Genomic DNA, 19,303 nt, shown 5'->3' on the forward strand with positions numbered 1-19,303 from the left:
GCCTGACCGACCGACGCGCGCGCCATATCCGCGAGCTCAGCGTGAAGGTGCTGGCGCCGCGCGTGGAGGAGATGCCCGAGGATGCGCGGCGCGCGCGCGCCTGGCTCGAGCTCGCCACCCGCGATCCCTATGCCATCCGCCTGCGTTACCTGTGGCGGGCGCTGTGCGACGACCCGACGGTCGTCGCCCGCCGCTGGCGCAATATCGCCGAGTGGCTCAGATCGGTCGTGCGGGTGCGCGTGACATGAGCGAAGCGCCCCCCACCGTCCCCAAGATATCGCTGCGATCGGCCACGCTGTGGGCCGCGGTGTCGCAATATTCGGGATTCGCGCTGCAATTCGTCGCGAGCGTCATCATCGCCCGTTACTTCCTGGGGCCGGAAGAGATCGGCGTGTTCTCGGTTGCCTTTTCGGCCGCCGCGCTGGTCCACGGCCTCCAGGATTTCGGCCTGACCCGCTTCCTCGTCGGGGCCGAGAAGCTAGAGCGGTCGACCCTGAGGGTCGCCTTCACCGTGTCAATCGCGGTCGCGCTGTCGATCGTCGTGGTGGTCATGCTGATGGCGCGCCCGATCGCCGACTTCTACGACAACGAGGCGCTGTTCACGATCACGCTGATGATCGGGATCTCGTTCATCTTCACCCCCTTGGCGGTGGTGCCGATGGCGCTGGTCCAGCGCGACATGGACTTCCGCAAGACCGCCTTCGTCGAGGGCGGTGCGCATCTCGTCAACGCGCTCGTTTCGATCGCTGCCGCTTGGCAGGGCTATTCGGCGATGTCGCTCGCCTTCGGCGTGTTCGCCTATCAATTCACCCGCGCGCTGCTGACCCAGTTCGTGCGCCCGGTCTTCGCCGTCTTCCCGCCGAGCCTCGAAGGGGCGAGAGAAATGTTCACCTATGGCGGGTGGTCGGGCGTGCTGTCGTTTACTGCGGGGTTCGCCGCGCGCGCGCCAGACCTCATCATCGGCAAGGTCATCAGCGAGGCCGCGCTCGGGCTCTACAGCCGCGCGACCGGACTTGCGCTGCAATTCCGCCTGCTGGTCGGCGGACCGATCGCGGCAGTATTCTACCCGTCCCTCGCGCGCGCGCGCGATAGAGGAGAGGACCTCGGCGCCCATTATCTCCGCCTGACCGCCGCGCTGTGCGCGGTGACCTGGGGCGCGATGGCAGGCCTCGCCGCAGCGTCCGAACCGCTGGTGCTCGGGCTCTACGGAGAGCGCTGGGCCGAGGTCGCGCCGTTGCTGGTGTGGATCGCGCTGGCGCAGACCTTCTTCATCGCGGTCCCGATGCAGGTGGATGTCGGCTACCTTCTCGGCGGCTGGTCGCGGGCGATCCAGCTCACTCTGCTCGACGCGATCCTGTCGCTCGGCATCCTCGTCATCGCAGCGCAGTACGGGCTGTGGTGGGCGGCCTTCTCGCGCATGATCCACGGCGCGATCTGGTGGGCGATCCACGCGGTCTTCATCCAGCGGCTGGTGCGGTTCGGCTGGGGCGAACTGTTCGCGATCTATGCCCGGACCGCGATCGCCGCCGCCGCCGCCGCACTGCCACTACTCCTCGCCTATCGCTTCTGGGTCGCGCCGTCCGAGATGGGGCTGGGCCTGTTGATGATCCTGTCGGCGGCCGGCGTGGCGCTGTGGTACGGCACGCTCGTCGCGGTGCGTCATCCGAGCGTCGACGACATCACCCGCTTGGTCAGCGAACGCCTGCACCGCCCAAAGGCGGCCTGACGATGGCCGGCAACGTGAACGTCAGCGTCATCGTCGCGACCTACAACCGCGCGCATCTGATCACCCGCGCGCTCGACAGCGTCGCGCGGCAAACCGAGCCGCCGGGCGAGATCGTCGTGGTCGACGACGCTTCGCAAGACGATACCGCCACGGTGGTAGAGCGCTGGGCGGCCGATTCGTCGATCCCGGTCCAGCTCGTGGTCTCGCCCCGCAATCGCGGTCTGGGTGCCTCGCGCAATACGGCCATGCAGGCGGCGCGCGGCTCGCTCTTCGCGCCACTCGATTCGGACGACGAATACCTGCCCCACGCGCTCGCCACGCTGGCCCCGATGCTCGATCGGCATGCGCAGGCCGTGGTCGCCTTTGCCGATGGACTGGTGACCTTCGCCGACGGGCGGCCGCCCCATCGCCATCTGGCGAGGCGTCTTGCCCCAGGTGCCGGCACCACCGCGCTCGGCCGCGACGGCGACTTCCGACTCGATTCGCCGCAGGAACATTTCCTCACCACCAGTTTCATCCCGACCTGCTCGGTGGTGTTCCGCCGCAGCGCCGCCGAGGCCGCCGGCTGGATGCCTGAATTGCGCTATGGCGAGGACTGGCTGTTCTGGCTCCGGCTGACCGAGCTGGGCGAGTTCGTCTGCCGGTTCGAGGACGTTTCGATCATCCATCGCCAAGGCGACAATCTGACCGACGAGGCCAATGCCCTGTTCAATGCGCGACAGATCACCGCATCACTCGCGAGCATCCGCCACGGCGATCACATCGCGCTGACCGAAGCCCAGTCTGCTCGGCTCGATCGGGCGATCGCCGAGCAAGCCGCCGCGCATCGCTATTTCGCCTCGCGCGACGGCCTTGCGACCTATTGGCGTGAATTGCGCTCGGTTGCGCCCGAAACCGGGCTGAACCCCACAACCAGCCTGCTCGCCCACCCGCGCGACCTCGCCAGGGCGTTGGCCAGTTCGTTCCGTCGGTCGGGCGGATAGCGGCGCTGGTGGATCGGCGTTTCTGCCGGGTGTCCGAACGTGGTATAACGCCCCCTCGGAGACGTTCGATGCAGAAATTCGCCTTGTCCCTCGCGCTATCCGCCGTCGCGTTCGGCCTGGGCGGCGCGACCCCCGCAGATAATCCCCCGCTCGACCCGGGCGCGACCGATCAGCTCACGCAGGAAGAAGTCGTCGCGCTCGAGCGCGAGCGCTACAACCGGGTCACCGTTCAGGTCTCGGTCCAGGGTCAGGGCCCATACCGCTTCCTCGTCGATACCGGGGCCGAGGCCACCGTCGTCTCGCGCGAAATTGCCACCGCCCTCGCGCTCGCGCCCGCCGGACGGGCGCTCGTGGTGGGGATGGCGAGCGAAGAGGAAGCCGACCTCGTCGACATCGAGAACCTGACGCTCGCTGAAATGGACTTTTGCTGCCTCACCTCGCCGGTGCTGGCGCGCGACAAGATCGGCGCCGACGGCATTCTCGGGCTCGACAGCCTGCAGGACAGCCGCGTGCTGCTCGATTTCGAGGAGGACACGCTCACCGTCCACGATGCGCGCCCCGGCCTCAGCCAGCGCGGGTTCGAGATCATCATCCGGGCCAAGCAGCGGCTCGGGCAGCTGATCATCACCAGCGCCAGGATCGACGGGATCGCTACAGATATCGTCATCGACACCGGATCGCAGATCTCGATCGGCAATTTCGCGCTCCGCAACCGCCTCCGCGCGCGCGAACTGGGGCTCGCCGAATGGGAAGACGTGCTCGGCAACAGCCAGACCGGCAATGTGATGGTGGCGGGCGAGGTCAAGGTCCCCGGCTTCTCGATCGTCAACATCCCGATCGCCTTCGCCGATGCCCCGCCCTTTCGTCACCTTGGCCTGACCGAGAAACCCGCTCTCATCCTCGGCATTCAACACCTGAGGATGTTCCGCCGCGTGGCGATCGACTTCAAGAGCGGCAAGATCCTGTTTGATCTTCCGTCCGGCTCGGTCCCGCTCGAAAGCGCCTTCAGGAAGGCCTACGCCTCGCGCCTCGGCAAGGACGACTAGGCGGCGCGGCGCGTCGCCGGGTCTTGCCCCTCTCGCCGCCGCACCCCACTTACAGCATCATGCCGCCGGACGAGACACGCGAGGGCCGCCATGACGGCTGGGCCACGATCCGGCGCTTCCTCCCCTATCTGTGGCCGCGCGACAATCGCGGCCTCCGCTGGCGGATCGCGATCGCGCTGTCGCTGGTACTGGTCGCCAAGGGCGTGATGCTCGCACTGCCGCTCGCCTACAAGCGGGTGGTGGATACCATGGCGCTCGAAGGCGACGGGCTGCTGCTGGTCGCACTGTCCTTCGTCCTCGCCTACGCGCTCGGCCGCTTCGCCGCGACCGGGTTCGACAACCTGCGCAACATCGCGTTCGAGAAGGTCGGGCAGGACGCCACCCGCCGGCTGGCCGAGGACGTGTTCGCGCGGCTCCACCGGTTGAGCCTGCGCTTCCACCTGTCGCGCCGCACGGGCGAAGTGACCAAGGTGGTCGAGCGGGGCACCAAGAGCATCGATTCGATGCTCTATTTCCTGCTCTTCAACATTGCCCCGACGATCATCGAGCTGATCGCGGTGGGGATCATCTTCTACACCATGTTCGGCGGCGAGCTGGTCGTCGCCACTGCGATCACCGTGGTCGCCTATATCTGGACGACGCAGGCGATCACCGAATGGCGCACTAAGCTGCGCAAGCAGATGAACGACCTCGACGGGACGGCGCTTTCGCGCGCGGTCGATTCGCTGCTCAACTACGAAACGGTGAAATATTTCGGCGCCGAGGAGCGCGAACGCGAGCGCTACGGCAGCGCCGCGCGCGCCTATGCGGCGGCCGCCATCAAGTCCGACAATTCGCTCGCTTTGCTCAATATCGCGCAGGCCTTCATCACCAACGCGCTGATGCTGTTCGCGATGGGCTTTACCGTTTGGCAGTGGAGCCGCGGGCTGCTCACCGTCGGCGATCTCGTCGCGATCCAGACCTATTTGATGCAGCTGTTCCGCCCGCTCGACATGCTCGGCTGGGTCTATCGCACGATCCGCCAGGGGCTGATCGACATGGCGGACATGTTCCGGCTGATGGACGAGAGCGAAGAGGTGGAAGACGTGCCCGGCGCCCCGGCGCTGGTGGTGCGCGAACCATCGATCGTGTTCGACAATGTGCGCTTCGGCTACGATCCCGGTCGCACGATCCTCAAAGGCCTCAGCTTCGAGGCCCCGGCGGGCAGCCATGTCGCGATCGTCGGGCCTTCGGGCGCGGGCAAGAGCACGATCGCGCGGCTCCTGTTCCGCTTCTACGACCCGCAGGGCGGTCGCATCCTGATCGACGGGCAGGACATTTCGCAGGTTACGCAGAAATCCCTGCGCGAGGCGATCGGGATCGTCCCGCAGGACAGCGTGCTGTTCAACGACACGATCGGCTACAACATCGCCTATGGCCGCGGTGGCGCAACCCATGACGAAATTCACGAGGCTGCGCGCCGCGCGGCGATCCTGCCCTTCATCGAAAAACTGCCGCACGGCTTCGACACCGAGGTCGGCGAGCGCGGGCTCAAGCTGTCGGGCGGCGAGAAGCAGCGTGTGGCGATCGCGCGCACGCTGGTAAAGAATCCGCCGATCATGCTGTTCGATGAAGCCACCAGCGCGCTCGATTCACGCACCGAGCAGGACATCCTCGAAACGCTCCATGCGGTCGGCGCGAACCGCACCACGCTCGCGATCGCGCACCGGCTCTCGACCGTGGCCGATGCCGACACGATCCTCGTGCTCGACGACGGGCGCCTTGTCGAGAGCGGCAGCCACCGCGCGCTGCTCGCGCGCGATGGTCTCTATGCCGAGATGTGGCTGCGCCAGCAGGCCGAGGCGGAAGAGGAAGCCGAAGCGGCGGAGTAAGGGCCGAGCGGGTGCCCGGCCCTCGCTTCACGGATCCTTATTCGCTCACGCCCAGATCGCCGCGCGACAGGTCCAGCTCCGATGCCGGGATCACCTCGACGTCGGGCCGGATTGCGCGCAGGTCGTCGATGAATTCGGCGGCATTGCCGACCACCACGATCGTTGCCTTGTCGGCCGAGACGTATTTCGCCGCGGCGGCGCTGGCCGCCTCGGGGGTCACGCCCTGGAGGTCGGCGGCGTAATTCGCGGCTTCGCCCGGTTCCAGGCCGTACATCAGCAGCTCGGCGACGATGTTGTTGAAGCCCGACGAGGTCTCGAGGCTGCGACCGTACCCGCCCGAAAGGAACAGGCGCCGCTTGTCGATCAGCTCTTCGGCGAAGGTCTCGCTGCCGAGCCGGTCGAATTCGTCGAGGAACACCTGCACCACCTCGTCGGCGGTCGCGTTCTGCGTCTGCGCGCTGGCGATCAAATAGGCATCGTCGGCCCGGGCCGGGAGGCCGCTATAGGCACCGTAGCTGATCGAACGCTTGGTCCGCACTTCTTCGAACAGCCTGCCGCTCGAACCGCCGCCGAGCACGGAGTTGGCCAGCTCGAGCGCAACATAATCCTCGCTCGAGCGCGACGGCGCGCGCATTCCGGCATAGACCGCCGCCTGGCCGGCTTCGGGCAGGTCGATCACCACCGTGCGCACCGGCGACGGTTCGCCCGCAGCATCCTCGACCATGGGTGGCACCGGGGCGTCCGAGGTCCAGTCGCCGAAAAGCGAATCCGCGAGCGCGACCGCATCGTCGGCCGACACGCCGCCGCTGACGATGATCTTGGTCCCGGCCGGGTGCCAGTAGGCCTGCCGGTGCTCGAGCAGGTCTTCGCGCGTGATCGCGGCAAGGCTCGCCTGCGTTCCGCCAGGCTGCGAGCCGTAGGCGGCATCGCCGTAGAACACCGGCAGCGCGGCCATGCGCGCGAGCGCGCCGGGATCCTTCAGGTCGACCTGCAGGCCGTCGATCGCCCGCTTGCGCTCGCGTTCAAATTCCTCCGCCGGATAGTCGGCGCTGCGGATCATCGAGGCGAGCACCTCGCCCGCTTCCTGCATGTTGGCAGCAGGTGCGGTGAGGCTGAAGAAGGTGCCGTCGGTGCCCGCGGTCGCGCCGACGCTGGCGCCGAGGCTTTCGAGCCTGGCCGCGATCTCCTGCGCGCCCATGCCGCCGGCGCCCTTGTCGGCGAGCGCGGCGGCCATGTTGGCGACCCCGGCCTTGGCCCGCGCGTCGGACTTGGCGCCGCCGGGGACGAGCACGGTCATCGTGCCGAAGGGCACGTCGCCGGTCTGCGCGGCGACGACTTCGATCCCGTTCGAAAGCGTGCGCTCGACGATCGCCGGGGCCTCGACCGTCGGCTTCATACCCGGCGCGGGCGGTGCTTCGCGCTCGGCCTCGGGCCGCACGGCGAGCGGGGTGCGGGTCGGTTCGGGCAGCGAGCGGAAGGTCGGGAACGGATAGGGGTTCGCCCAGTCCTGCGGGTTCTCTTCGCCGCGCTCATAGGTCATGTCGACCCGGCCCTGCGGATCGAGCCACTTGGCGGCGGCACGCTGGACGTCGGCCACGGTGACTGCGGCGATCGCCTCGAGCCGCTTGTCGGCGGCCTTGGGATCGCCGGTCGAGACCAGCGCCTCGCCCAGCTCGAACGCCCGCCCGCGCGCGGTCTCGCGCTGGCGCAGCGTGCTCGACATCAGCTCGTTCTTGGCCTCGCGCAATTCGGCGAGCGAGACCGGGGTGGTGCGCACCTTCTCGAACTCGGCATCGAGGATCGTCCTGACCTCGGCGGCGTCGGCGGTCGGGTTGGTGATCGCGAAACCGGCGATCATCCCGGCTTCCTCGCCATCGCTGTAGAAAAAGCTCGCATCGACCGCCTTGCCCGAACGCACCAGCGCCTCGTTCAACCGGCTGTTGTCGCCGCGCGCCATGATCGCCGAGAGCACTTCGAGCGCGGCGGTATCCTCGGTCGCGGTCTTGGGGCCTTTCCACACGGTGCCGCGCACCGGCAGCGGCACGTTGGGCGCGCGCGCGACGATCGTGCGCGGTTCGGTTCGCTCGGGTTCCTCGGTGTTCAGTTCGAGCGGGACCGGGTTCTCGCGCCGCGGGATGTCGGCGAAATACTCATCGACCAGCGCGCGCAGATTGGCCTCGTCGAAATTCCCCGCGACGATCAGCGTGGCGGTGTCGGGCCCGTAATAGGCCTCATGGAACGCGAGCGCGTCTTCGAGCGTGGCGGCGTTCAGTTCCTCAATCGAGCCGATCCCGGGGCGGCGATAGGCAGTGGTGTCGTAGGCGTTTTCGGGCAGCACGAAGCGCTGGAAGCGACCATAGGGCGGCGCGAGCACGCGTTGCCGCAACTCTTCCTTCACGACGTCGCGCTCGCGATTGAACACCTCGTCGTCGACCACCGGGAAATACATCCGTTCGCGGTGGGTCCAGAGCATCCGCTCGAGATATTCGGCCGGGACGGTCTCGAAGTAATTCGTGCGGTCCGGGCCGTTCGAAGCGTTGCGGGTGCCGCCGACATCGGCGGTCAGGCCGTAGATCTGGTTGTAGGGCATGTTCAGCGTCTTGCGGCTGAGGATGTGCTCGAACAGGTGCGCGAAGCCGCTGCGACCTTCGGGGTCGAGCTTCGATCCGACGTCGTACCACATCGAAGTGGTGACATCGGCGGTCGAATCGTCCTGGATCGCGATCACGCGCAGGCCGTTGTCGAGCGTCCACATCGTATATTCGATCTCGGGCGCGGAGATGGTGGCATCGGCCCCCTCCTGCGCGGCGAGCGGCGCGGCGGCGCCCAGCGCGAGCGCGGCGGTGGAGGCGGCGAGAAACTGCTTGAACATGTGAGACCCCTTCCCTGATCTGTTGCGCGCAGCAGGCTAGCCGCCCGGGTGCCGAAGGCAACAGGGGGGACTCTGCGAAGCGCCCAGTTGACCCGACCGGGGGTCCACGCCGCCAAGGTTGTGCTGCACCGCACAATTCCGTATTGGGAGCGGCGAAGAAGCGGCGCCCGATCGCGCCGCCCAACTCCACAGGTCCTGGTCATGGCAAATCCCGGTGCGCTGCGGCGCGACTGGTTCGGCAATATTCGCGCCGACATCCTCGCAGGTATCGTCGTCGCGCTGGCGTTGATCCCCGAAGCGATCGGCTTCTCGATCATCGCGGGGGTCGATCCGCGCGTGGGGCTCTATGCCTCGGTCGCGATTGCGATCGTGATCAGTTTCACCGGCGGACGCCCGGGCATGATCTCGGCGGCGACCGCCGCGGTCGCGGTCGTCGTGGTGCCGCTGGTGCGCGATCACGGGGTCGATTACCTTTTCGCCGCGACGATCCTGATGGGCGTGTTTCAGGGCATCGCGGCACTGCTGCGGCTCGACCTGCTGATGCAGTTCGTTTCGCGTTCGGTCATCACCGGTTTCGTCAACGCGCTCGCGATCCTTATTTTCATGGCGCAGCTGCCGCAGCTGATCCCCGGCAATCCGGGCGTCGGAATCGAAGCCTATGCGATGGTCGCCGCCGCGCTCGCGATCATCTACCTGCTGCCCAAGCTGACCACCGCGGTCCCCAGCCCGCTGATCGCGATCATCGTGCTCACCGGACTGTCGATCTGGCTGCAGGCGCCGGTCAACACCGTCGCCGACATGGGCGAGCTTCCGCAAGGCCTGCCCTATTTCGTCCTGCCCGACGTCCCGCTGACGCTCGAGACGCTGCAAATCATCCTGCCCTACTCGCTGACGATGGCGGCGGTCGGCCTGCTGGAATCGCTGCTGACCGCGCAGATCGTCGACGACATGACCCACACCGGCAGCGACAAGCGCCGCGAAAGCGCGGGCCAGGGCGCGGCCAACGTCGTCGCCGCGCTGTTCGGCGGGATGGGCGGCTGTGCGATGATCGGCCAGTCGGTGATCAACGTCACCAGCGGCGGCCGCGGTCGACTGTCGACCTTCGCCGCCGGCGTTACCTTGCTGGTCCTGCTTGCCGCGCTCGGCCCGCTGGTCGGCCAGGTGCCGATGCCCGCCCTGGTCGCGATCATGATCATGGTCTCGATCGGCACCTTCTCGTGGAACTCGATCCCCAATTTGCGCGTGCATCCGTGGCAGAGCTCGGTGGTGATGCTGAGCACGGTCGCGGTGGTGGTCGCGACCCACAACCTCGCGATCGGCGTGCTCGTCGGCGTGCTGCTGTCGGGTGCGTTCTTCACCCACAAGGTGATGACGATGTTCGAGGTCGTGCGCGAGCGGAAGGGCGACACCGCGACCTATCGCGCCAAGGGGCAGATCTTCTACGCCAGCGTCGAGCGGTTCGAAGCCGCGCTCGGCCCCGAAAGCACCCAGCCCGATCCGGCAGAGCACGTCGTGATCGACGTCAGCAAGGCGCATTTCTGGGATATCTCGGCGATCGGCGCGCTCGACAAGGTGGTCGAGCGGATGCGTATGAACGGGCGGAGCGTGCAGGTGAAGGGCCTGAACCGCGCCAGTAGCGACCTGGTCGACAGATTCGCCCTCACCGACAAGACCGGGGTCGAGATCGGGCTCGCCCCGCATCCCTGATTTCATCGCAAATCCTGCACGGCTCCTTCGGCCCGTCGCAGCTTCGCCCCGGGCCGCCTCCGCGGTTCATCTGGCAGTCGGAACCCCCGCCTAGGGAGGCGATTGGGCAGGCGCGACCGCATTGGCCGATCCGCCATGCCGAGAGCTTACATTCGGGGGCAAACCGAAGGAGATTGTCAGAGTGAAATCCATTTTCAGCAAATCGACGGGCCTCGCCCTCATCGCGATGCTGGCCGTTCCGGCAACCGGCGTCGCGGCGCAGGATCAGACCGGTGCGAGCGCCGAAACCCGCGTCGACATCGTCGGCCAGCTTCCGGCAGACCTGTCCGAACTTCCCGAAGGCCCGACCATCAAGGGCATGATCGCCGCGCGCAAGGAAGGCGCGATCCGCGTCAACGGCGAGGACGGCTCGACCAACGACATCCGGATTGCGCCGACCACCTCGATTCGTGAGGTCAACGGTTTCCTCAGCCTCGGCCGGTCGGACAAGACCCAGGCCGCGCTGCTCAACGGCCTCAAGGTCGATGTCGAAACGGTCCAGTGGGGCAACACGCTCATCGCCAAGGATGTGCGCTTCTCGAACGAGAGCCTCGAAATGGCGCAGATGATCCGCAACGGTACTGCGCAAGGTTTCGCCGAGCAGACTGCCGCGACCGACGCGCTGCGCAGCCGCGTGGGCGATATCGACAATTACAATGTGCGTTCGACCACCGCGGTCTATTTCGACACCGGCGAGTGGCAGCTGTCGCAGGCCGACCAGCGCAAGCTGTGCCAGGCCGCGGCCGAGGCGCAGGGCACCGACAACGCGCTGCTGCTGGTGGTCGGCTACACCGATTCGGTCGGCGACCAGGATTACAACCAGGTGCTGAGCGAGCGCCGCGCGGGCCGCGTGGTCAACTTCCTCCAGCAGGAATGCCAGTGGAAACCCTGGCGCATGCTGACCCCGACCGGGATGGCCGAAGCCGACCCGGAAGCGGACAACATGTCCGAAGCGGGCCGCGCGCAGAACCGCCGCGTCGAAGTGAGCGTGCTGGTAAGCAAGGCCGTCGAAGGGCTCTAAGCCCCGACGCAGAAACCACGTAAAAAGCGCGGGATAGGCATGGGCCTGTCCCGCGCTTTTTCGTAAGTGCCGTCCCTCTAGAGAATATACTTCGACAGGTCGGTGTCGTCGGCCAGTTCCGTGAGACGCTCGCGCACGTATTCGGCGTCGATCGTTACCGTTTCGCCCTCGTGTTCCTCGGCGTCGAAACTGATCTCCTCGAGCAGTTTCTCCATCACGGTCTGGAGGCGGCGGGCGCCGATATTCTCGACCCCCTGGTTCACCTGCGCGGCGATCCGCGCGACTTCGGCGATCGCCTCGTCGGTGATGTCGAGCGTGACGTTCTCGGTACCGAGCAGCGCGGTGTATTGCTGCGGCAGGTTGGCGCGGGTTTCCTTGAGGATGCGGACGAAGTCCTCCTCGGTCAGCGCGCGCAGTTCGACCCTGATCGGCAGGCGGCCTTGCAGTTCGGGCAGCATGTCGCTGGGCTTGGCGACGTGGAACGCGCCCGAGCCGATGAACAGCACGTGGTCGGTCTTCATCGGGCCGTATTTGGTCGAGACGGTGGTGCCCTCGATCAGAGGCAGCAGGTCCCGCTGCACGCCTTCGCGGCTGACCGAGCCGCCGCGCACATCACTGACCGCGATCTTGTCGATCTCGTCGAGGAACACGATGCCGTTGGTCTCGGCATTCTCCAGCGCGACGCGATTGACGTCGTCCTGGTCCATCCGCTTGTCGGCCTCTTCCTCGACCAGCTTGTCCCACGCATCGGGGACCTTGAGCTTGCGGCGCTTGCGCGGCGCCTTGCCCATCGCCTTGCCGAACATGTCGGACAGGTTGATCATCCCGACATTGCCGCCTGCACCGCCGAGGTCGAACGGCATCTGCGGCCCTTCCTCGACCTCGATCTCGACTTCGGTGTCGTTCATCGAATTGTCGGTGATGCGCTGGCGGAAGCTTTCGCGCGTGGCTTCGCTGGCGTTCTCGCCGACCAGCGCGTTGAGCAGCCGGTCCATCGCCGCCTTGCTGGCCGATTCGCGCACCGCATCGCGGCGGCGGTCCTTTTCGAGCCGAATCGCTTCCTCGACCAGGTCGCGCGCGATCTGTTCGACGTCGCGCCCGACATAGCCGACCTCGGTGAACTTGGTCGCCTCGACCTTGACGAAGGGCGCGTCGGCGAGCTTCGCCAGACGGCGGCTGATCTCGGTCTTGCCGCAGCCGGTGGGGCCGATCATCAGGATGTTCTTGGGCGTCACCTCGTCGCGCAGATCGGGCGCGAGGCGCTGGCGCCGCCAGCGATTGCGCAGCGCGACGGCGACGGCGCGCTTGGCTTCCTTCTGGCCGATGATGTGTTCGTCCAGTGCGGCGACGATCGCCTTGGGGGTGAGTGCTTCGGTCATTTGAAAATCCACGAATTCGGGGGAGGTCAGACCGTCTCGACGGTCACCTGATCGTTGGTGAAGACGCAGACTTCGGCTGCTACCGCCATGGCGCGGCGCGCGATCTTCTCGGCGTCGTCCTCGTAATCCGACAGCGCGCGTGCGGCGGCGAGCGCGTAATTGCCGCCCGATCCGATCGCGGCGATCCCGCCCTCGGGTTCGAGCACGTCGCCATTGCCGGTCAGCACCAGCAGCGTGTCCTTGTCCGCGACGATCATCAGCGCTTCGAGATTGCGCAGGTACTTGTCGGTGCGCCAGTCCTTGGCGAGCTCGACGCAGGCGCGCATCAGCTGGCCGCTATACTGCTCCAATTTGCGTTCGAGCCGCTCGAACAGGGTGAAGGCATCGGCGGTCGCCCCAGCGAAGCCGGCAACAACCTTGCCCTTTTCGGGGCCGCCCTCGCCGATCCGGCGGACCTTGCGGGCGTTCGGCTTCATCACCGTATTGCCCATCGATACCTGGCCGTCGCCCGCGATGACGATCTTGTCGCCGCGCTTGACGCCGATGATGGTGGTGCCGTGCCAGGGGGTGAGCCCGTGGCTGTCGTTTTGAGAAGTCATGCGCGGGGATATATGCCGCGCGGACCGGCGTTCAAGCCGCCGGGTACGTCAGGGCGGTCCGCCGCCGCCGCCGCCCGGGCCGACCCCACCGACCTGGCCGATATTGCCGAACAGGTCTTCGAGGAAGCCGCGCTCGCGGCCGAGCGTGGGCGTGGTGTCGCCGTTCGGATCGATCCGCGCGACCAGCTCCATTCCGGTGCGATCGACCGAGGTGACGTTGCCGCGGTCGTCGAACCGGATCGCGATCACCGAGTGGTTGGTGATGCGCGGCGTGCCGAAGGCCGGCTGGCCGGTGGTCGACGACACATAGTACCAGACGGGTTCGCCGAACTGCGAGACGAAGGTCGGGCGGCCGAGCCCGCGCTCGACCGAGCCCTGGTTGTCGACGCCCGGCAGGACCGAATTGGTAATCGCCCCGTCGCCGACGAATCCGTTCTGCCCGCGGATCGAGGTGCAGCCGGAGACGGCCAGTGCCGCCGTGCCGATCAGGATCGCGGTAAGCGCGCTCCGCTTCATCTATCGAAAACTCCTGTCCTGGCCGACCGATTGCCAAGCGGCAGCGGCGACCCTATTTGCGCGGCAAGCCTTACGCGGCTCGACGCGGCTTCGCAACACGCCGCATTGCTGTGCCGCTGCCATTGAATTCCCGCTGAACGGAAATCCCCTTGAAACGCTTTCTCTCCCGCTTCTTCTCGACCAAGCCCGACCCCGCCGAGGCGCTGCGCCCGCTGTGGCATGCCATCGTGCGCGAGGCGCGCGATCCGGCGTGGTACGAGAATGGCGGGATCGCCGACACGGTCGAGGGCCGCTTCGATGCGATCACCCTCGTCACCGCGCTCGTGATGATCCGGATGGAACGCGACGAGCCGCTGCGCGAACCCTCTGCCCGGCTGACCGAGCTGTTCGTCGACGACATGTCGGGCCAGCTGCGCGAAAGCGGCGTCGGGGACCTGATGGTGGGCAAGAAGGTCGGCAAGCTGGTCGGTACGCTCGCCGGTCGGATCGAGGCCTATCGCGCCGGGCTCACCGCTGCAGACGACGCCACGCTCGAGGCGGCGGTCGATCGCAACGTCTCGCTTTCGAGCGCAGAGGGTGCGCACCGCGTGGCCGAGCGGATGCGTGCGATGCACGACCGCTTCGGCGCGATGGACAGCCGGAAACTGCTCGCAGGAGAGATCGCTTGAGCGACACCCCCGAATTCTCGCGCTTGGTCGGCACCGGCGATGCCGAGGGCCGCACGCTGGACTACGAAGCCACCGAAGAGGAGCGCGCGGCGCTCGCCAAACGCTTCGACATCCCCGCGATCAAGTCGCTTACGGGTACGCTGACGCTGGCGAAGAAGGGCCGGGACATCGCCGCGACCGGATCCTTCGCCGCGACCATCGTGCAGGACTGCGCGGTCTCCGGCGAGCCGTTCGAAACCGAGCTGGCCGAGGACATGGCGCTCACCTTCGTCCCCCCGCGCCACTTCGCCGCGGTCGAGGAACCGGTCGAAGTGGGTTCGGACGAGCTCGACGAGATCGAGTACGAAGGCCAGCAGATCGACCTCGGCGAAGCGATCGCGCAAAGCCTCGCGCTGGCGATCGATCCTTACGCCGAAGGCCCGAATGCCGACCGCGTGCGGAAGGAGAAGGGCCTCGAAGAGCCTGCGCCGAGCGGACCGCTCGCCGATGCGCTGAAGGGCTTGAAGGAGTAAGGCGCGGAGTCTCGGGGCCGGGCCGATTGCACGGCGCAGGTGATGAGGGTCTAAAACAAACGACTCAGAACGGAATATCGTCGTCGAGGTCGTCGGTGAAGTTGCCGCCACCCTGGCCGCCATTGCCGCCGCCCGATTGCCAGTTGTCGCCGCCACCCGAGGATGCGCCCGGACCCGAGCTGCCGTCGTTCCAGCCACCCGAACGCTGGCCGCCGCCCGACGCACCGTCGAGCATGGTCAGCGTACCGTTGAAGCCGCGCAGGACGACTTCGGTCGAATAGCGGTCATTGCCCTGCTGGTCCTGCCACTTGCGGGTCTGCAGCTGGCCCTCGACATAAACCTTCGAGCCCTTCTTGAGGAACCGCTCGACCACGCCGACGAGCCCGTCGGAGAAGATCGCGACGGTGTGCCACTCGGTCTTTTCCTGCATGTTGCCGTCGCGGTCCTTGTATTTCTCCGACGTGGCGATGCGCAGGTTGGCGACCCGGCCGCCATTCTGGAAACTGCGGATCTCCGGGTCCTGCCCGAGATTGCCGATCAGCATGACCTTGTTGAGCGAGCCCGCCATAATATTCCGTCCTTGCTAGAGTCCGAGTGCCACAGCACTCCAATAGGTGATTCCCGCGAATACGTACGCCAGCGCGAACAGGTACACCACCATGAAGGTCGGCCATTTCCACGAATTGGTCTCGCGCCGGGCGACCGCGATCGTGCTGACGCATTGCGGGGCGAACACGAACCAGGCGAGGAAAGCGAGCGCGGTCGGCAGGCTCCAGCGCGCGGCGACGCTTGCGGTGACCGCCTCTGCGGTCTCGTCCTCGTCGTCGCTGTCGACCGCGTAGATCGTGCCCAGCGAGCTGACCGCCACCTCGCGTGCGGCCATGGCGGGCACGAGGCTCATCGCGATGTCGCGATTGAACCCGATCGGCTCGACCACGACGTGGATCGCGCTGCCGATCTTGCCGGCGATGCTGGCATCGACCTGGCTTTCGCCCGGCCCGGCCTTGGGAAAGCTCAGCAGCACCCAGAGGAGCGCGGTGGCGATGAAGATGATCGTGCCCGCGCGGCGCAGGAATATCCACGCCCGCTGCCACAGCCCGATCGCGAGATCCTTCAATTGCGGCCACTGGTATTTCGGCAGTTCCATGATGAAGCCCGAGCCCGCGCCCTTCGTCACCGAGCGACGCAGCACCAGCGCGACCGCCATCGCGCCGATAATCCCGGCGACGTAGAGCAGGAACAGGACGAGCCCCTGCAATCCGATGCCCGGGCCCACGCTCTGGCGCGGGATGAACGCGGCGATGATCACCGCATAGACCGGCAACCGCGCCGAACATGTCATCAGCGGGGCGACGAGGATCGTGGTCAGCCGGTCCTTCGGATCGGCGATCGAACGCGTCGCCATGATCCCGGGAATCGCGCAGGCGAAGCTCGACAGCAGCGGGATGAAGCTGCGGCCCGAGAGGCCGACGAAGCTCATCATCCGGTCCATCAGGAAGGCCGCGCGTGCCATGTAGCCGGTCGCTTCCATCACCAGGATGAAGGCGAACAGGATCACGATCTGCGGCAGGAACACGACCACCGAGCCGACGCCCGCGAGCACCGCTTCGGTGATGATGTCGCGCACCAGGCCCGGGCCCATATTGGCGGTCACGAGTTGGCTGAGCCACGCCACCGCACCCTCGAGCGCATCGGCGAATGGCGTCGCCCAGGCGAACACCGCCTGGAAGACGAAGAACAGTATCCCGGCGAGGATCACCGGACCGATCCACGGATTGAGCAGCACCCGGTCGAGATGCGCGTGCAGGCGGCGGGTCGCGGTTTCGGAGAGGATCGCGGCGTCGGCGATCGCCTCGGCCGAGACGCGCCGCTCGGTCAGCCCGATGCTCGGGCGCGGTTCGCGCGCGGGAGCCCCGTCGAGCGAGGCGAGCGCGGCGCGCAATTCGTCGAGCCCCTTGCGGCGCACCGCCACGGTCGGAATCACGGGTACGCCCAGCGCTTCGGACAAGGCCGCCGGATCGAGCACCAGCCCGTCGCGCTCGGCCAAATCGACCATGTTGAGCGCGATCACCGTCGGCAGGCCGAGGCTGAGCAATTCCTGCGCGAAGACGAGGTGCTGTTCGATATTCGCCGCATCGATCACGATGATCAGCGAATCGGGCTGCGTTTCGCCCTCGAACTCGCCCATCACGACCTTGCGGGTAACTTCCTCGTCGGGGCTCGACGGATCGAGCGAATAGCTTCCCGGCAGGTCGACCAGTTCGATCGGTTCGCCCGCGGGGGAATACATCCGGCCCGCCTTCCGCTCGACCGTGACGCCGGGATAGTTGGCGATCTTCTGCCGCGCACCGGTGAGTGCGTTGAACAGCGCGCTCTTGCCCGCGTTGGGATTGCCCGCAAGGGCCACGAGACGTTGCTGGCGGGTCATGTCAGGCCCCCGCCTGCTCTTCTTCGGTATGCGCGGCGGGCTCAACCGAGAGCGCGCGGGCGTGGGCGCGGCGCACCGCGACCGTCATCCGCCCGACGATCACCGCGATTGGATCGGAGCCGCCGAACACGCCCTTGTGCGCGATCGCGACCCGCGCGCCGGTATCGAGGCCGAGCGCGAGCAGGCGCCGCGCGTCCGAAGGATCGATCGAATCGGTGTCCACCGCGGTAATCCGCGCGCGCTGGCCGGGCTTGAGGGTGTCGAGCGTCATGCTCCGGCCTTGGCATGAGAGCGCGCTAATTGCAATCGGTTCTCAATAGCGTGAGGATTCGTGGTTATGTCTGCGTGCCTAAATTCATTTGTTTTGCGCCCTCAAACGCCGGGCGCGGCCCATCCGGGCCGCTTGGCTTCGCGGCATAAGCCGCGGCGTGCGGTCGCACGCGTGCGCGCTACCGCGCGCAAATTGAGGACGGATATCGAAAGGGGGCGCCGAGTGGACACGATCAAGGCGGTCGCCCGACGCCGATCAGGCGGAGGCAAGCGCGACTGCGCGCCCGCAGGTGCCTCGGAGCGTAGCGGAGAGAATAACACCGAGGATGCCCGCCCGGATGGGCGGGGGTAACCACAAAAAAGTCCTACTTCGCCGGATACCGCAGCCGCCCCAAAAACCGCACGAGGTCGAAATGCTCGCGCTCGCCGCCGAGCCATTTGGCCTTGGCCTTCTCGAACTTCATCACGCCCTCGATCCGGCGGTCGAGGAAGGCGCGGGTCTCGGCCTTGTCCTCGCTCGTGTCCTCGACGAACACGGCGAGCGTCGCGCTGTAGATCCCGGCGAGGATCGTGCGCTTGGTGTAGTGGTTGTAATCGGTCGCGGTGTCGCCCGCGAGCCGCCACATCAGGTCGGCGCTGCGCCATCCGGTCTTGAGCGAACGCGAGACGTTCTGCGGCAGTGCCATGACCGCCAGCGCGCGCCGCAGCGCTTCCTCGCGGCCCAGCGCCTGGTCGAGCCGGAACTGCACCAGCGTGCGGATGCGTTCGCGGATCTTCATTTCGGCAAGCTTCTCGCGCGGCAGTTCGACGATCATCGCCGCGTCGATCGCGTCGATCCAGCTTTCGATCATCTGCATCGCGCCGCCTTCGAAGGCGAGTTTCGCAACATCGGGATCGACGCCTTCGCGCTCCGCCGCGGCGACCAGCGCGGTATCGCTCCAGCCGTCGAAGATCGCCTCGTCGGCGATTCGAGGAGCGAGCGCCAGCCGCAATTCGTCGAGCGTCAGGTCGGCGAGGTCTTCGGCCACGCGATCAGCCATGCCGTCAGCCTCCGGGGCCATAGACGGGGGCGGAGGATTTCTCTTTCTCATGCTCCTCGATCGCTGCGAGGATGCGCGAATTGCGGGTGTCGAGCTGGGCATAGTCGCGCGCCGAACGGCCCGAATTGTCGTTGCGGTCGGGATCGGCTCCAGCCTCCAGGAGCATCTCGATCATGTCGGTCGAGCGCTGGTGGACCGCCTGGATCAGCGGGGTCTCGCCGGTCTGGTTGGTGACATCGGTGCGCGCCTTGCGAAACAGCAGGTATTCGACCCCCTCGAGCCAGCCCAACCCGACCGCGATCGTGAGCGGGCTTTCGCCAGCCTTGTTGAGCGCGTTCACATCGGCACCCTTCTGCGAGAAATATTTCAGGTATTGCAGGTCGCGACGGCGCGCGACGATGTGCAGCGCGGTGTCGCCGGTGGTGAACTCGCGCGACGTCACCAGCTGGTTGTTCGAAGCGGCGAGCATGTCGATGATTTCCTGTCCCTCGCGCTTCTTGACCGCTTCGAGGAACTTGTAGCCCTGCGACTGCAGCTGCGCCGCGGCGGGCGTCGACACCGACACCGCGAACAGGCTCAGCACGAGGATGAGGGACTTGCGAATTGAGATTGCCACCACTTGCTCC

18 protein-coding genes (1 of these 18 cut by a window edge) are annotated in these 19,303 nt (G+C 66.8%); 9 read left to right on the forward strand and 9 right to left on the reverse strand.

All coding sequences use genetic code 11. From position 1 onward, the window contains the following. From T8S45_RS09325 to T8S45_RS09345, 5 genes are all read left to right on the forward strand, one after another. Positions 1-248 carry the final stretch of a glycosyltransferase family 2 protein gene (locus tag T8S45_RS09325; RefSeq protein WP_322293514.1) on the forward strand. It extends 631 nt beyond the left edge of the window, so only the last 248 of its 879 coding nucleotides appear in the window; the start codon falls outside the window, past its left edge; its stop codon occupies positions 246-248. After that, positions 245-1,726, forward strand: coding sequence for a lipopolysaccharide biosynthesis protein (locus T8S45_RS09330; RefSeq protein ID WP_322293515.1), 1,482 nt, complete (start codon positions 245-247; stop codon positions 1,724-1,726). The genes T8S45_RS09325 and T8S45_RS09330 overlap by 4 nt, the downstream gene beginning before the upstream one ends. A 2-nt stretch (positions 1,727-1,728) precedes the next feature. Beyond that, complete coding sequence (locus T8S45_RS09335; protein WP_322293516.1) at positions 1,729-2,709, forward strand: glycosyltransferase family 2 protein; 981 nt, start codon at positions 1,729-1,731, stop codon at positions 2,707-2,709. A 68-nt stretch (positions 2,710-2,777) separates the two neighbouring features. Beyond that, positions 2,778-3,755 (forward strand): aspartyl protease family protein, encoded by a 978-nt coding sequence (locus T8S45_RS09340; protein WP_322293517.1) that lies wholly within the window; start codon positions 2,778-2,780, stop codon positions 3,753-3,755. A gap of 59 nt (positions 3,756-3,814) precedes the next feature. After that, positions 3,815-5,626 (forward strand): ABCB family ABC transporter ATP-binding protein/permease, encoded by a 1,812-nt coding sequence (locus tag T8S45_RS09345; protein ID WP_322293518.1) that lies wholly within the window; start codon positions 3,815-3,817, stop codon positions 5,624-5,626. Positions 5,627-5,663: 37 nt separating this feature from the next. Here the strand turns inward: T8S45_RS09345 and T8S45_RS09350 are convergent, their stop codons facing one another. Then, on the reverse strand, positions 5,664-8,498 hold the full coding sequence (locus T8S45_RS09350; protein WP_322293519.1) for a M16 family metallopeptidase: 2,835 nt from the start codon (positions 8,496-8,498) through the stop codon (positions 5,664-5,666). A gap of 201 nt (positions 8,499-8,699) precedes the next feature. Here T8S45_RS09350 and T8S45_RS09355 point away from each other — a divergent pair, with 201 nt between their 5' ends. After that, positions 8,700-10,205 carry a SulP family inorganic anion transporter gene (locus tag T8S45_RS09355; protein WP_322293520.1) on the forward strand — a complete coding sequence of 502 codons (1,506 nt, stop codon included), beginning with the start codon at positions 8,700-8,702 and terminating at the stop codon, positions 10,203-10,205. 181 nt (positions 10,206-10,386) lie between these two features. Then, positions 10,387-11,265 carry an OmpA family protein gene (locus T8S45_RS09360; protein ID WP_322293521.1) on the forward strand — a complete coding sequence of 293 codons (879 nt, stop codon included), beginning with the start codon at positions 10,387-10,389 and terminating at the stop codon, positions 11,263-11,265. 77 nt (positions 11,266-11,342) lie between these two features. Here T8S45_RS09360 and hslU read toward each other — a convergent pair whose 3' ends face one another. From hslU to T8S45_RS09375, 3 genes are read right to left on the reverse strand one after another with little or no spacing between them, the layout of a single operon-like run. Continuing rightward, positions 11,343-12,644, reverse strand: coding sequence for an ATP-dependent protease ATPase subunit HslU (hslU, locus tag T8S45_RS09365; protein ID WP_322293522.1), 1,302 nt, complete (start codon positions 12,642-12,644; stop codon positions 11,343-11,345). Positions 12,645-12,670: 26 nt separating this feature from the next. After that, the gene (gene hslV / locus T8S45_RS09370) at positions 12,671-13,243 is read right to left on the reverse strand and encodes an ATP-dependent protease subunit HslV (protein WP_188642564.1); all 573 of its coding nucleotides are present in this window, start codon (positions 13,241-13,243) and stop codon (positions 12,671-12,673) included. 48 nt (positions 13,244-13,291) lie between these two features. Then, positions 13,292-13,759 carry an outer membrane protein assembly factor BamE gene (locus tag T8S45_RS09375; RefSeq protein WP_188642565.1) on the reverse strand — a complete coding sequence of 156 codons (468 nt, stop codon included), beginning with the start codon at positions 13,757-13,759 and terminating at the stop codon, positions 13,292-13,294. 149 nt (positions 13,760-13,908) lie between these two features. Here T8S45_RS09375 and T8S45_RS09380 point away from each other — a divergent pair, with 149 nt between their 5' ends. Then, the gene (locus tag T8S45_RS09380; RefSeq protein ID WP_322293523.1) at positions 13,909-14,427 is read left to right on the forward strand and encodes a ubiquinol-cytochrome C chaperone family protein; all 519 of its coding nucleotides are present in this window, start codon (positions 13,909-13,911) and stop codon (positions 14,425-14,427) included. Next, positions 14,424-14,939, forward strand: a complete 516-nt coding sequence (locus T8S45_RS09385; RefSeq protein WP_188642567.1) for a YceD family protein — start codon at positions 14,424-14,426, stop codon at positions 14,937-14,939. Before T8S45_RS09380 ends, T8S45_RS09385 begins: the two co-directional genes overlap by 4 nt. Before the next feature lie 64 nt (positions 14,940-15,003). On the opposite strand, the gene ssb is transcribed toward T8S45_RS09385, so the two are convergent. The 5 genes from ssb to T8S45_RS09410 form a co-directional block, all read right to left on the reverse strand. Next, a complete protein-coding gene (gene ssb / locus T8S45_RS09390; protein WP_322293524.1) occupies positions 15,004-15,507 on the reverse strand; it encodes a single-stranded DNA-binding protein in 504 nt (167 codons plus the stop codon). Between the two features lie 15 nt (positions 15,508-15,522). Continuing rightward, complete coding sequence (feoB, locus tag T8S45_RS09395) at positions 15,523-17,367, reverse strand: ferrous iron transporter B (protein ID WP_322293525.1); 1,845 nt, start codon at positions 17,365-17,367, stop codon at positions 15,523-15,525. Between the two features lies 1 nt (position 17,368). Further along, positions 17,369-17,638, reverse strand: a complete 270-nt coding sequence (locus tag T8S45_RS09400) for a FeoA family protein (RefSeq protein WP_322293526.1) — start codon at positions 17,636-17,638, stop codon at positions 17,369-17,371. A gap of 364 nt (positions 17,639-18,002) precedes the next feature. Continuing rightward, the gene (locus T8S45_RS09405) at positions 18,003-18,677 is read right to left on the reverse strand and encodes a COQ9 family protein (RefSeq protein WP_322293527.1); all 675 of its coding nucleotides are present in this window, start codon (positions 18,675-18,677) and stop codon (positions 18,003-18,005) included. A gap of 4 nt (positions 18,678-18,681) precedes the next feature. Next, entirely contained in the window at positions 18,682-19,293 is a 612-nt protein-coding gene (locus tag T8S45_RS09410; RefSeq protein WP_229658162.1) for an ankyrin repeat domain-containing protein, read from the reverse strand. Between the last annotated feature and the right edge of the window lie 10 nt (positions 19,294-19,303).

Origin of the sequence: Pseudoblastomonas marina, assembly GCF_034374265.1 — a bacterium.
Classification (GTDB): domain Bacteria; phylum Pseudomonadota; class Alphaproteobacteria; order Sphingomonadales; family Sphingomonadaceae; genus Alteriqipengyuania_A; species Alteriqipengyuania_A marina.

Bases quoted from the DNA above. Each gene is read 5' to 3' on its own strand.
- T8S45_RS09330 (WP_322293515.1), top strand. From the start codon at position 245: ATGAGCGAAGCGCCCCCCACCGTCCCCAAGATATCGCTGCGATCGGCC.
- T8S45_RS09335 (WP_322293516.1), top strand. From the start codon at position 1,729: ATGGCCGGCAACGTGAACGTCAGCGTCATCGTCGCGACCTACAACCGC.
- T8S45_RS09340 (WP_322293517.1), top strand. From the start codon at position 2,778: ATGCAGAAATTCGCCTTGTCCCTCGCGCTATCCGCCGTCGCGTTCGGC.
- T8S45_RS09345 (WP_322293518.1), top strand. From the start codon at position 3,815: ATGCCGCCGGACGAGACACGCGAGGGCCGCCATGACGGCTGGGCCACG.
- T8S45_RS09350 (WP_322293519.1), bottom strand. From the start codon at position 8,498: ATGTTCAAGCAGTTTCTCGCCGCCTCCACCGCCGCGCTCGCGCTGGGC.
- T8S45_RS09355 (WP_322293520.1), top strand. From the start codon at position 8,700: ATGGCAAATCCCGGTGCGCTGCGGCGCGACTGGTTCGGCAATATTCGC.
- hslU (WP_322293522.1), bottom strand. From the start codon at position 12,644: ATGACCGAAGCACTCACCCCCAAGGCGATCGTCGCCGCACTGGACGAA.
- hslV (WP_188642564.1), bottom strand. From the start codon at position 13,243: ATGACTTCTCAAAACGACAGCCACGGGCTCACCCCCTGGCACGGCACC.
- T8S45_RS09375 (WP_188642565.1), bottom strand. From the start codon at position 13,759: ATGAAGCGGAGCGCGCTTACCGCGATCCTGATCGGCACGGCGGCACTG.
- ssb (WP_322293524.1), bottom strand. From the start codon at position 15,507: ATGGCGGGCTCGCTCAACAAGGTCATGCTGATCGGCAATCTCGGGCAG.
- feoB (WP_322293525.1), bottom strand. From the start codon at position 17,367: ATGACCCGCCAGCAACGTCTCGTGGCCCTTGCGGGCAATCCCAACGCG.
- T8S45_RS09400 (WP_322293526.1), bottom strand. From the start codon at position 17,638: ATGACGCTCGACACCCTCAAGCCCGGCCAGCGCGCGCGGATTACCGCG.
- T8S45_RS09405 (WP_322293527.1), bottom strand. From the start codon at position 18,677: ATGGCTGATCGCGTGGCCGAAGACCTCGCCGACCTGACGCTCGACGAA.